The sequence below is a fragment of the Dawidia soli genome (assembly GCF_018598185.1).
In the GTDB taxonomy this organism is placed as follows: Bacteria; Bacteroidota; Bacteroidia; order Cytophagales; family Cyclobacteriaceae; genus Ohtaekwangia; species Ohtaekwangia soli.
The window spans coordinates 51,634-64,569 of the sequence record NZ_JAHESC010000022.1; the positions used below are offsets into that span (position 1 = coordinate 51,634).

12 protein-coding genes are annotated in these 12,936 nt (G+C 53.1%); 6 read left to right on the forward strand and 6 right to left on the reverse strand.

What is annotated here, in order from left to right; genetic code table 11:
• The first annotated feature begins 5 nt into the window (after positions 1 to 5).
• A complete protein-coding gene (locus tag KK078_RS15825) occupies positions 6 to 218 on the forward strand; it encodes a hypothetical protein (RefSeq protein ID WP_254091266.1) in 213 nt (70 codons plus the stop codon).
• Positions 219 to 1,013: 795 nt separating this feature from the next.
• Here the strand turns inward: KK078_RS15825 and KK078_RS15830 are convergent.
• From KK078_RS15830 to KK078_RS15840, 3 genes are all read right to left on the reverse strand, one after another.
• Complete coding sequence (locus tag KK078_RS15830; RefSeq protein ID WP_254091267.1) at positions 1,014 to 1,283, reverse strand: helix-turn-helix domain-containing protein; 270 nt, start codon at positions 1,281 to 1,283, stop codon at positions 1,014 to 1,016.
• Positions 1,284 to 1,893: 610 nt separating this feature from the next.
• Positions 1,894 to 2,157: a helix-turn-helix domain-containing protein gene (locus KK078_RS15835; protein WP_254091268.1), complete on the reverse strand. Its 264-nt coding sequence runs from the start codon at positions 2,155 to 2,157 to the stop codon at positions 1,894 to 1,896.
• 586 nt (positions 2,158 to 2,743) lie between these two features.
• The gene (locus KK078_RS15840; protein WP_254091269.1) at positions 2,744 to 3,244 is read right to left on the reverse strand and encodes a helix-turn-helix domain-containing protein; all 501 of its coding nucleotides are present in this window, start codon (positions 3,242 to 3,244) and stop codon (positions 2,744 to 2,746) included.
• Positions 3,245 to 3,615: 371 nt separating this feature from the next.
• On the opposite strand from KK078_RS15840, the gene KK078_RS15845 reads away from it, so the two are divergent.
• Positions 3,616 to 3,840, forward strand: coding sequence for a hypothetical protein (locus KK078_RS15845; protein WP_254091270.1), 225 nt, complete (start codon positions 3,616 to 3,618; stop codon positions 3,838 to 3,840).
• 227 nt (positions 3,841 to 4,067) lie between these two features.
• The gene (locus KK078_RS15850) at positions 4,068 to 4,313 is read left to right on the forward strand and encodes a hypothetical protein (RefSeq protein ID WP_254091271.1); all 246 of its coding nucleotides are present in this window, start codon (positions 4,068 to 4,070) and stop codon (positions 4,311 to 4,313) included.
• 299 nt (positions 4,314 to 4,612) lie between these two features.
• Here KK078_RS15850 and KK078_RS15855 read toward each other — a convergent pair whose 3' ends face one another.
• Positions 4,613 to 5,716, reverse strand: coding sequence for a sialidase family protein (locus KK078_RS15855; RefSeq protein WP_254091272.1), 1,104 nt, complete (start codon positions 5,714 to 5,716; stop codon positions 4,613 to 4,615).
• Positions 5,717 to 5,732: 16 nt separating this feature from the next.
• Positions 5,733 to 7,499 carry a cellulase family glycosylhydrolase gene (locus tag KK078_RS15860; protein WP_254091273.1) on the reverse strand — a complete coding sequence of 589 codons (1,767 nt, stop codon included), beginning with the start codon at positions 7,497 to 7,499 and terminating at the stop codon, positions 5,733 to 5,735.
• Positions 7,500 to 7,656: 157 nt separating this feature from the next.
• On the opposite strand from KK078_RS15860, the gene KK078_RS15865 reads away from it, so the two are divergent.
• The gene (locus KK078_RS15865) at positions 7,657 to 10,590 is read left to right on the forward strand and encodes a two-component regulator propeller domain-containing protein (protein WP_254091274.1); all 2,934 of its coding nucleotides are present in this window, start codon (positions 7,657 to 7,659) and stop codon (positions 10,588 to 10,590) included.
• A gap of 154 nt (positions 10,591 to 10,744) precedes the next feature.
• Complete coding sequence (locus KK078_RS15870) at positions 10,745 to 11,629, forward strand: oxidoreductase (RefSeq protein ID WP_254091275.1); 885 nt, start codon at positions 10,745 to 10,747, stop codon at positions 11,627 to 11,629.
• A gap of 69 nt (positions 11,630 to 11,698) precedes the next feature.
• On the opposite strand, the gene KK078_RS15875 is transcribed toward KK078_RS15870, so the two are convergent.
• The gene (locus KK078_RS15875; RefSeq protein ID WP_254091276.1) at positions 11,699 to 12,076 is read right to left on the reverse strand and encodes a DoxX family membrane protein; all 378 of its coding nucleotides are present in this window, start codon (positions 12,074 to 12,076) and stop codon (positions 11,699 to 11,701) included.
• A gap of 401 nt (positions 12,077 to 12,477) precedes the next feature.
• Between KK078_RS15875 and KK078_RS15880 the strand changes: the two genes are divergently transcribed.
• Positions 12,478 to 12,927, forward strand: a complete 450-nt coding sequence (locus tag KK078_RS15880) for a DUF1579 family protein (protein WP_254091277.1) — start codon at positions 12,478 to 12,480, stop codon at positions 12,925 to 12,927.
• Positions 12,928 to 12,936: the final 9 nt, after the last annotated feature.

The window sequence follows — 12,936 nt, forward strand, 5'->3', positions numbered from 1 at the left end:
TTAACATGAGTGTAATACAAAGATTGCAAGCACCTACTCCCAGGTTTTTTAAAGTTCTGCGCACCATCGGGCTATCGCTGGTGGCGGCGAGTGGCGCCCTGGTGGCGTCGCCGATAGCATTGCCGGCGGCGATCGTTTCACTGGCAGGGTACCTGGCGGTGGCGGGGAGCGTTGTGACGGCGGTGAGCCAGACTGCTGTGGAGAAAGAGGGTGAGTAACCGGTGGCGCTTGTCTATGACGCGTGATGGATGAGCGCCTGAGTAAATAAAAGGCAGACTGATAATATCAATCTGCCTTTTTACTATTCAAATTCTCCGCGAGAAAGCACCTCCAGCACTTGTGTGACCAGGCTCATCAAGGATGCTGTACTAAAAATTGTATCCACATAGCAACCTACTCTCGTGCGCGGATTGTGGTATGGTTTTATAAGTCGACTTAGCTCGTCCGAATAGAATTCATCGTCACCGGCGGGACAGTCGGGAAAATCATGGGAACTTCCGTACACCACTACGTATAGATACCTGCCGTCGGGCAACCGGTGGGAATGCAGGCAATCATATTTGCACGATTTCAATCGCCAGCCGAGTTTACCTCTATCATAGAGAGACTCGAAGATGCCGACACTCGTAACCCCGTATCCTAAAACAGGCGGAAGCTTATAGCCACCCGATGGGCGAAAGCGATCATTGCCGGAAAGGAGATGATGCGGCATGTGGACGTCCAGCAACCTAAACAAGCCACTGGCTACCTGTCGTTTATACCATCGTTGTGATTTTAACGGAGGCACATGTAGCGGAAGGGACTCGCCTCGGAGATACAGATCCGACGATTCCTCACACTCTCCTGTTGGATATATGCTGACTTTGGTCGTTCCGCCTACGCAAGTGGCTATTACATGAATATTATTATCTATCGTTGAGACTGTCCAAGTACTAGAATATCTCCCCGAATCGTCTTGAAGAAAGAACTTAAAATTTGTATCAGACATGACTATTGATTATGTATGGCGATTCCTATTTCTTGTGTTTATCGAGCACGTACTTTATGTCTTCTACCTTGTAGTATACTACGCCTCCTATTTTGGTGAATGGGAGGATGTTCTTTGCGCGAAGGTTGTGCAAGGTGCCTATCGAGACTTGCAACATGCGACATGCCTCGTTGGAACGGATGTACTCGCGTTGGACGCCTTCGGCGGTGCGCGGCTGGTACAACTTAGACAGTTCTGCTGTCAGCTCTTCTTTGAATTTTCGCCAGTCTGCGAATGTGACTAATCGATTTAACATAGCTATTTTGGTTAATGGTTTACGCAATACTTACAGTAGGAACATAGAAGCTCTTTGCTACCCCGGTTTATGAGATGGCCTGTAACAAGAAGGAAGTTCTATTCAGAACCTACGGCTGGGTAGCGGGGTGCCGAAAAGGCCAGGTGAATACGCAACGGGTGATCTGTGCGACAACTGGGGTGATAGCGGGGTGAACGTTGGTCGATACCATATAAAAAACAGTTAGTGAAAAGTTCTTAGCAACCTGAGTGGGTCTTTGTAGCTGAAGTAATTTTCAATATTTTAAGAACGAGGTACTCCCCCGGAATGTTGTATACTTTATGGAATTATTGGGAGTTTTGAGGGAAATATAGCATACAACGGGGTATGTACCTTATTTTTCAGGTATACATTGTCTGGCTTTGTGTCGTAGTGGGCGGAGATTGTGTAGCTACACCCCTAAGGGCGAAGGCGGTCGGAGACCGCAGCCATCTGCCGGTAGACGGACGCGGTACGGGGCACCGGTCTCGCCCGACCCACCTTCGCTGAAGCTATGGCGGGCTAAGAACGGGTTAAGACCGGCGCCAGCAACGGTAACTCGCTGGATGCTGATGTTATAGGGGCTTCGCCCCTACTGTGTACCTGGCAATGCATTTCCTTTGCTGAGGAACGTCGCGAAATCGTCTATTGTGCGGTTGTGGAGGGCCAACAGCCTGGCTATGGTGCGAAGGGTTAGGTTGGACCTTCCGTTTTCGACGCGCCAGTATTGGGCACGGGGAAACTCGTTGTCGAAGGCAAATGCCTCGTAGCTGTTATAGCCCTTTTGTTTTCGGAGGTCTTTGAAGATGGTCGCTACACGGTCGGTTAGCTTTCGGTACAGGATGTCTTCTTGCATGGCTTTAAACTGTTTTTATAAAAGACACTGCGCAAGTGGGGGCCTCTTACGGTCTTTCTATTTATAGAGTCGAAGGGAGGGACGGGGTAGTATGGGGTATAGGATACTATATTATTCAGACCCGAAATAGCGGCGGTTATAACATCCCGACAAGTGGGGGTTAGGCTTGGTCAGAAGAAATCGCCAGATGCGATTCCCCACGCACGTGCCTCGAATTGTTACGCCCCTTCAGGGCTTGGAGGTTGTATGTGTTGTCTGGCACCCCAGGCCTACAGCCTGGGCTGTTGTGTTGCGCCCTTACAGGGCTGGCTGAATACGAACGGAGTAAAAACTCCGGGGCAAGCCCGATGGCTATTGGGACGGCCGCTCTTTGCTCCTTCACTAAACTATGACGAAAAAAAGTAGATCGGAGGGCTTGCGCCAAATGCGTTTACGCCGGTCTGGAGACCGGGGCAATGCCAGGCACAAGTCATCCTCCCTTTGGTCGGAAGACTCGCGCCAGTCGTTGCTTTTTTTGCGCTGCGCGCGGCTTGCAAATAAAAAAGCCACCTGACGGTGGCCTTTGTTATACCTGAGAAGATTTTAATTACATTTTTTTATATGACTCCAGAAGTTTCTCTAGCAGGGTGATTTTTTCGCGCTCTGACTTGAGGAGATCGTCATATAGACTTTTTATCTGGGAAATGAGTTCATTGGACTTCTCGACTGAAGGGTCTTGCTTTTGCTCCAAATGATCCACCTTCTCAATATGTTGAGGATTGACATTGTGATCTCCGTGGTTATTCTGCCCATTTTGTGCGTTGTTTTGTCCATAATCCCCGTAGTAATTTTGGATAAAATTCTTAACCTTTTCATGGTCGTATTTCTTAATGTGTTCTACGCCGACACCCAGACCTTCTGCCAGCTGCTTTAAATCGTCGTCATCAATGTCGGCTCTGCTTTCGAGTACGGAAATCTTCTTCTGGGACCACCCCTCGCCCAGCCTGGCGGCTAAGGCCTCTTGTTTCAGGCCGAAGGCTTCGCGAAGATGGCGGACGTTTTCACCCAGGTGGGTTTTCTTTTGGTTGCGCATATCTGTTTTTATCATAACGATGAATATTACTTTTATCAAATATCGATAATATTTCATTTGCGTGGAAATTTTTGTAAGGGCAATGTTTCCTTAAAACGGATTTTATGCAACGGAACTGCGTCATATATTATTCTACTAAGCTGCTATTGTATGATGCGCACGACTTGAAATGCCGGGAGGCAGGTGCTTTCTTTACATTAACATTACGAACAAGGACAATGAAGACAACGATACAGCTAAACCCGATGACCATAGCACAGAAAAATTTATTCTATGGAATGCTTGCGCCACCATGATCAACATCAACCCCACTGGTAAAAAAATATAAACTTTAAAACACCCCGCCTATGAAACGAAATCTTTAAGACAAAAAAACAATACTGCCTATGGATACCGTTAGATATACTACGTTACTGAAAGATTACTTTAGAATAGCCACCAGCCTTGCTGAGTGGGTAACAACGGAGGACGAGCATAAAACGCAGGAACAGCTCAACAACCAAATAGACCTCCTGATCAGCCACCTGGAAGCCATGAAGTTTGTGAACGCTCTCACGCATGAGGCAAGACCTCTGGCATTGTTCACAATAACCGCACCGCGCCTCAACTGAGGACATAATCCTACTTTATTTTACGCGAACGAGCCCGAATGTGTTAGATGCGCCGGCCTTGCCGGCAGGCGCATCTATGCGGGAGAAGACTTCGCCACTGCATGCAGCTCTGTACACCTGTGTGCTGATATTTTAATGCATTGTCGCTAAGGCGGCAGCGCAGTGGAGTTTCTTTTTCTTAACCATTAAATAAAAAAACGATGGATCACGTTCGCTACACACCTTTGATGAAACAATACTTAGACAAAGTGCTGCCCCTGGCGGAGCGGTTGCAACGGGAGGATATTACTAAAAGCCGGCGGCAATTAGATGCCGAGGCTGAATTGATGATGGAGTATATGACGATTATTCTGCTCATTAACAAATACGACGATGGTGAGAGCCTGGGGGCGATGCTGCGGCGGAGGATAGCGGGCCTGTTTACCGACCTGCGAAAGAAGGTATGGCGAAGTGGCGCGCCGCGCCCGATCTGAGGAATTTCTGACATGAGGGCGCACACATAGTTTTTCACAAATAGGATTAGTGCGACGGTGCGCCCCGGGCCGGAGGTTCTCCGCCTTCGGCCTTCTTTACGATTCTTTATCCTACGACCATGTTATGAGGGGTGGGCACCGTGTTTTTAGAGATGCACGTGTGCCCGGGCCGGAGGCTTGTTGCCTTCGGCCTCTTTGTAAGAATTTTTTATTCCAAACTTTTTTACCAGTGGGCAGTGTGCAGCCAGGCTGCATGGGTGCCTGGCCGGAGGCTGCGGGGCCTTCGGCCTCTTTTTTGTCTACCGCAGGTGTGACGGTACTTTAATGTCCATGCGGACGTATTTGATGCGCGTACGGTTGTCCGTATACGTTATGTGTACGATGCCGTTTTCGTCGACAATAATGGCGGGGTAGCTGTACTCACCTTTGGGGTGCTCTTCAAACGTATAGAAATCCTGAAGCTCATCCTTTAACAAGCCGGCGATCTTTAGTACGGAGCGGCCCTCCCACCACTCTTTGCCGGCGGGCAGGGAGTTGTATACCAGCACCTGGAAGGCGCTGGGCAAGGTAACGGCATCGATGCCCGAATTAGGATTGGGGATGGCGGTAGGTTTAAGGGGTGACCACGTCCTGCCGTCGTCGTACGACCAGCTTTCGACCACGACGTTGTGCTTGCTGCGGGCGAGGAGCCTGATGGGGCACCGGCTGTTGTCGATCTTATTCCACGCGCCGTACTTCAACAACGTAGGCTGAATGACCTGGAAGGTGTCGCACGGTATTTCTACCTTCCACCATTTCTGCAAGGTAGCGTCAGATCCTTCTATGTGAATGCACCAGTGCTTTTCGTCGCGGCTTTCGGTGCTCGAAGGGTAGAGTATGGTGCCGTTCCACAGTTTGATGGGTTTGTTTTTGATGGGGCCCAGGTAACCTGCCGGCAGTGATTGCGCCCCAGACCAGGTGCGACCGTTGTCGGCCGAGACTTTGTATTGCGCCCACCACTCGCGTGGGTTGGGGCCTACTTTGTAGTGCAGGTATAGTTTATTGCCGATGCGGAATAGTACGGGGTTCCAGCACGGGTATTGCTTTTTATCAGATTGTACTCCGTCGGCTATTCGCACGGGCGGTGACCAGCCTTTGGGGTCGCGCGTGGACATCCAGATGCAGACGTCGTCGGCTCCTTCGTGGTCGCCGCCGAACCAGGCTGCGGCGATGTTGCCGTCTGACAGCTCTACCACGGTGGAGGCGTGGGCGGATTTGAAGGGAGCTTGCTCGAAAATATATTCGGTGGTGATGCTGCGGATTGTGAACTCGCCGGCTTTCTTTTGTCCGTACGTCGCTGCTGTTGTTAGCAGGGTGACTAACGTTATCGTTGCACGATATGCAGGTCTTTTTCCTTTGAGCATTTTGTGATCGTTTGCACTATTTCTTCCTTCGAGCATCTTTAACGATTTCTATTGTCTTGAGGTTGAAGCCACCGGCGACGGCGTAGATCCGAATGGCATTCGCACCTTTGGCTAGTTGCAGGGTGCCGACGGAGACGGTCTTCCAGTCGGTGGCTTTGCCGGTGTGGGGTACGACGGCTGTCGCGGTCATCGTCTTGTTCAGGGCTGCATAGAGCTTGCCGCCGGAGGCTTCGGCGGAGGTTGTTACCCGTACTGTGTAGTTGCCCGACTGGGGTACGGTGACGGTATATTCCAGCCACTCACCGGCGTCGATGTTTGCTACATAGTATACCTCGGGGGTGCTTCCCTCCTGTCGCACGATGTCTACGCCGTCGTTGCGATAGGTGTGGCCTTTGTTGCCGGTAGAGCGTGTGCCGCCGTTTGAGATATAATAATTGCCGGTGTCGAGGTCGAAGTAGGCGTATCGGTTGCGGCCCAGGTCGTAGTCGACTGCGGCAATGGGCAGGCCGACGGTGTGAGGTTTGAAGGGCACCACCTGGTCGCTATGCGGCTGGCGGATCATGGCGTCTACTACGTCGCGGTGGTAGATGTTGTTTTCAATCCGGAGGTTTTCGGTCAGGGCGGTGATGGCGGGGTATGCCTCCTCGGGCGTGGGCTTGGGGCCCTTGCCGGCCCAGTAGTCGAGGATCTGCTCGTAGCCGGCAGGGACCTTTACTTCGAGCGGGTTGTTGGCGCCGAGCTTTTTAAGCGGCCACCAGGCCCAGCCGATGTGGTTGCTTTCCATGAGGTGGATGGCGTCGCGAAACCAAACGTTGGAGTTTTCGCCCGACTCGCCGAGCCACACGGGTACATTATATCTTTGGCGGATGTCGAGGAATTTCTGGATGTCGGTTGTTTCGTTGTTGTTCCAGTATTTGTGAAAGCTTACCACGGTGTTGTTATCCCACGGGGGGAAGATGCCGTTGTAGTTGTTGCCCCAGCAGTTGCCTTCGATGATGATGATGTGTTTTTTGTCTACTTCGCGAATGGCGGCAGTTATGTCTACCATCAGTTTTTTGAGGGGCTCGTTCTTTTGCTCGGCGCAGCCGTTCTTGTCGTCGGGGCTTTCAAAGCCCCAGTTGGGTTCGTTGATGATGTCGTAGGCGCCGATGTACGGTTCGTCTGCATAGCGCTCGGCCAGCTTGCGCCAGAGGGCGATCATCTTTTGTTGATTGTGTACGCTTTGCCAGAGCGAGGGCTTGGCGGGATCGCGGTCGGATATGTTCAGGTCGTTGCCCTGCCCACCGGGGGCGGCGTGCAGGTCGAGGATGAGGTATAGCTTGTTGGCTTTGCACCACTGCAGCAGGCTGTCGGTCATGGCGAAACCCTGGTCGAGCCAGGTGTTGGCGCCGGGTGTAGGTTCCTGGTCTACGGGCAGGGTGTAGAGATTATAGTGCATGGGCAAGCGCACGGAGTTGAAGCCCCAGGCGGCGAGCGAGTCGATGTCGGCTTTGCGTGTGTGGTTGGCGAGCCAGCCGGTATAGAAGGCGTCGGTGCGCTCTTTGCCGATGAGCTCTTCGAGGCGGCGGCGGATGACGTGCTGCTGCTGGCCTTCGCTGCGCACGCGCAGCATGTAGCCTTCTTGCAGCATCCAGCCGCCGAGGCCGACACCGCGCAGGATCACTTCCTGTCCTTTTTCATTTACGATCTTTTGGTCTTGTGTGTGCAGAAAGCCCTGGCCACGGGTAACGGTGATGTGTAGCAACAGGCTGCCGAGCAGGACGAGGTGTTTCAGGTTCATCATGGAGGGATTGTTGGTGGAGCAATGATACTAATTTATATGCCAACTTCGTCTTACCGGCTAAACACGCCATTTGGCATGCGCGGTTTGCTCCGGGCGTGTGTGCGTCGCGCACAGGAATTGTTTTTTCTATTTTTCCGGCGTAATCCCCGCCCTACCTATGCGCACTACGTTGCTCGTATACGTTATGCTATGGCTTTTTGTGTCGCACAGCCTGGCTCAAACCCGCCACTGGCAGCAGCTTTCGGTTGATGCCGGCTTGTCGCAGAACACGATCAATACCATCTTTCAAGACAGCCGGGGCTTTATGTGGTTCGGCACGCAAAACGGTCTCAATAAATACGACGGCACCGGCTTCTCTATTTTTAAAAACCGCTCTACCGACAGCGCTTCGTTGGCGAGCAGCGACGTCTATTCTGTCTATGAAGACCATGATACGAACTTGTGGTTTGGCACACGCGCAGGATTGTCGCGATACCACCGGGAGTCTAACTCCTTTTCCAACTACGATCTTCCCCAAAAAAGCTGCTACGCCATGCGGCCGGTGTGGGCGATCGTGGGCGACAGTGACAAAGAACATCTGTGGCTGGGGGCCTCCGGGGGGTTGTTTCGGTTTAACCGAAGGTCGGGGCTGTTTAATCACTACCGGTTAAACGACAGCATTCAGAATGCCAACTCGGTGCGTACGCTGTGTCGCGACCGGCAGGGCCATCTATGGATGGGGACGTCAGTCGGTACGCTCCTGCGTTTTGATCCTGCTTCCGCGCGTTTTACGCCAGTCTCCACAAACCACCCCGATGCTATGGGCCGGTCGCCCATCACGGCGATTCGCCGCGATGGTGAGGGCCACATGTGGGTGGGACGGGAAGATGGCACGTTGCTGCGGTACGATGCCCCCTCCTCTTTTCGTCTGTACAAGGCGTTGCAACACCGGTTCCCGATACGCGCCCTGGGAGAAGATGCCAACGGCAATTTGTGGGTGGGGACGGACCAGGGCGGTGCTTTCCTGCTCGACAAGCAAGCCGACACCGCGGTGCCGCTACACGATGGACCACCGCGCGACGGCACGGACGTAATACTCTCATTCTGCCGCGACTCCAAGGGCGATATGTGGCTGGGCTCCTACCGGGGCGGCGTCTTTTTATTTGACAAAACCGACACGGCTTTTACGCAACTGGCGCCATATGCCGAGATCAAGCACGCAGGTGAGAGCAACTCTGTATTGGCCATACGTCGTGACGGCGGTGATCTGTGGATCGGCACCGACGGCGGCGGGCTGGTGCGAAAAGGAATGGAGGGTACTACCTATTACAAGAAGCAGCGTGGTGGCCTTGCCGACAACACCGTGCTTTGCCTGGCCAAAGTAGATCATCGGCTCTATATCGGCACGTACACGGGCGGCTTGTCTGTGTTAGATCTTACGACTGGATCTTTTACTACGTACGACAAACACAATGGCTTAGGCGATAACAGCGTGTGGGCACTGTACCCGGAGGGCGACCTGCTCTGGATCGGTACGAACCACGGCGGACTGCAATTACTCGATACCCGCTCGAACACTTTCCGCTCTTTTACGAACACACTGAAAAACCCGCGCACGATCAGCTCTAATACGATACGCTGCATCTACCGCGACAGCCGGCAGCAGTTGTGGGTCGGCACGGTGTCGGGGTTGAATGTGTTTCACGAGCGCAACGGCACATTTACGACGTATTATCACGACGACGGCGCGGGTAGTATCAGCAGCGACAACGTTGTGTGTATGTATGAGGACAGCGAGAAGAACCTGTGGTTCGGGACGCATGGCGGGGGCATTAACCGCTACGATTACGACACCCATACGTTTACCAGTTTTCAGGAGGAAGATGGATTAGCGGGTAACATTGTGTGCGGCATGCTGGAGGACGAGCAGGGTTTTCTGTGGGTGAGCACCAACCGGGGACTGTCGCGGTTTGATGTACGAAAGAAAACGTTCAAGAATTTCGATACCCATGCCGGGCTCGCCAGCGCGGAGTTTAACATCGGTGCGCGGTATGCCGGCGGTGACGGACGTCTTTACTTTGGAAGTATAGCGGGCGTGACGTCGTTCCTGCCCCACCACATACGCGAGAATACGTTTGTACCGCCGGTGGTGATCACCGACTTTCAGGTGTTTAACAAGCCGCTGTTGCCGATGGACAAAACACGGGAGGTGACGCTGAACCATACGCAGTCGATGTTCAGCCTGCGTTTTGCTGCTTTGAGCTTTAGCCACGCCGATAAGAATCGTTATGCGTACCGCCTGGTGCCGTTTGACGAAACGTGGATCCAGGCCGGCACGACCAACACCGCCACGTATACCAATCTCGATCCGGGCACGTATACGTTTCAGGTGAAGGCTTCGAACAACGACGGTGTGTGGAACGAGCAATATGCTTCGCTGCGCATTGTGATCACGCCACCGTTTTGGAAAACCATGTGGTTTACGGTGCTGCTGTGCGCGGTCGTTACGGGCGGGCTGTATGCTGCATACCGTTTGCAGATCAACAGCCTGCGTCGCCGGCAGCGTGCGTTGGCACAACTCGTAGCACAACGTACAACGGAGATCGAGGCCAAGAACAAACAACTATTAGAGTCGGAACGGAGGCACGCGCAACTTGTCAACCAGCAACTGAACGACGAGCTGGCCGCGAAGAGCCAGGAGCTGACCGGCTCGACGTTACTGATCATTCAAAAGAACAGACTGCTGGACGAGCTTAAGACAAAAATGAAAGATCTGCTGCGCAGTCCGGGCTCTAACAACCTGCGTGACTTTCGCCAGTTGGTGCAGCTGATCAATTATAATTTCAGTCCGGAAAAGGAATGGATGGAATTTACGTTGCACTTCTCGCGCGTGCACGGGCGATTTCTGGATACGCTGAAAAACAACTACCCTGAGCTGACGAACAATGATCTGCGGTTGTGCGCTTTGTATCGTATCGGGATCGCTACGAAGGATATCGCGGCGGCGATGAGCATTTCGCAGGCGAGTGTGAAGATGGCCCGGTATAGATTGCGGAAGAAACTGGGGTTGACGCCGGAGGAGGATATTACAGCGTTTTTGGAACAGATATAATCTATAGGTCAACCCAGTTGTTGGTTATAACGGTGGTGGTGCCGCGCCCTGGGCTAATATGAGCTGAGCCCCACAACAAACCACATTGAGCTTCAAAACAAAGCCCGAGCGTTGTTGCTGCTCTACCTTTGCTGTTGTTAAATCAAGAAAGACAATGACAAAAGTATGGTTCATTACCGGCAGCTCCCGCGGTTTGGGACGTGCCCTGACAGAAGCAGTATTAGCGAACGGCGATCGTGTGGCGGCTACGGCGCGCAATCCTGAACAATTGCAAGACCTGGTGCAGCAGTATCCCGACCGGCTTTATCCCGTGCGGCTGGATGTGACAAAACATGACGAGATATACCAGGCCGTGCGCAATGTGGTTGCTCATTTTGGGAAGATCGATGTGTTGGTAAACAATGCCGGCTTTGGCATTACCGGCGCGGCCGAGGCGTTTACCGACGAGCAGGTTCGCAGCCAGCTGAATACGAATCTCTATGCGCCGATCGAAGTGACGCGGGCTGTATTGCCCTATATGCGCAAGCAGCGGTCGGGGCACATTCTGCAGATCAGCTCGATCGGTGGCCGTATAGGCAACCCCGGGCTGACGATGTACCAGGCGGCAAAGTTCGGCCTGAGCGGCTTTAGCGAGGCCTTGGCGAAGGAGGTCGCGCCGCTGGGCATTCGTGTTACGTGTGTGGAGCCGGGTGGCTTTCGTACGGACTGGGCCAGTGCGTCGATGAGCTATGCGCCGCATGTGGAAGGGTATGAGACCACGGTCGGCTTTATGGCTACGCGTTTTAAGGGTGATGGTTTTATACCGGTGGGTGACCCGAAGAAGGCTGCAAAGGTGATGATCGAGCTGGTGGCCGGTCCGACGGCGCCGGTGCACCTGGTGCTGGGCAGTGAGGCGGCGGGGTTCCTGAAGCACGCTGACAAACAACGGCAGGCGGAGTTTGAGCAGTGGATGCCGGTCACGCTTTCTACGGATCATGATGATTCGGAGAATTTCCTGGAGTCGGATGCAGCGAAGGCGCTGATGGGTATGACGAAGTAATCCGGCCATACAACCCGGCTGCGGCCAGTTATGCTTGTATGCGCTTCGCGCATACAAGCATTTTTTGTTTTACTTCGCCGTCAGCAGGGGTTTGTAGTGATCGCGTTTGGCGTAGGCCAGAAACAAGGCGCCGGCGAGGACGAAGATGGCTACGGGCATGCCGTCGGGAGCGAGCAAGAGGTGGACAAAGAAGATGTTGACGATAATGGGGAAGAGTACGACCAGTGCCAGGGGCACAAAGAAGCCCGAGATGAGTGCCAACGAGCAAATCAGCTCGGTTCCTTTAATGAGGGTCATGAGGTAACCCGACGCCGCGAGGCCCTCGCTGAAGGTTTTCATGTTGCCTTCCAGCGGCGGCACAGGTATGAGGTTGAAAAAATACGATACGGATGAGAAGAGGAAAAGAAGGCCCATCAGTACGCGGACAATGATTACAGCGATTTTCATAATTATTCAGAGTTTAAGGTTTGACAATGTTGTTTTCTACCGGGTTTCTGTATCAATTTACCTGAAACCTTTTGGTTGCACAAACATACTTGCTAAAAAGGCGGTTGTGTGAGTGGAGTTCGCGACAACATGAGGGGGCAAACAGGACAGCCTTGTTGTACAAGCATGCCTGGCTAATTCCTTGAAAAACTGAACAAAAACCAGACGTTCCCTACTGGCACCCCGCCCCCATGTGAAGCTTTGCCAATGGGCTTGTCTCATTATCCCCCCGACGTTGTCATGTTAGCGACGGACAGGCGCCCTTCTTAGATTCTATCTTTGACGTATAGCTGGCAGCACACCGGCCGGCACGCAGGCATAACACTTTAGCAGACTACCCGATACATAAACATAAAACAACCATGGCAACGGAGAATACACAGCCCACGACAGCGCATAAGCTGATGGGCACACTCGAAGGACGCTGGCGCACGCAGGGGCAGACGGTGGCAACAAAAGATGCACCTTCCATTAAGATAGAAGGAACGGATACCTATGAGTGGCTGCCGGGCGGATTTTTTATGATACACCGCGTCGACGTACGGATGGGTACAGACGACGCAAAGACGCTGGAGGTCATCGGTTACGACGTCGCCACAAACACTTATCTCACAACGTTCTTTGACAACCTGGGCAATACCGGCTCTTACCGGGCGACTGTACACGGCGATGTGTGGACTTTCCAAGGCGCGGCGGATCGCGCTACCCTCACCATCAGCGACCGGGGTAACGCCATGCGGGCTCACTGGGAGCGCACCGATGACGGTGTGCATTGGCAGGACTGGATGCAGATCTCCTTAACCCGTCTGTAATAGCCCGCC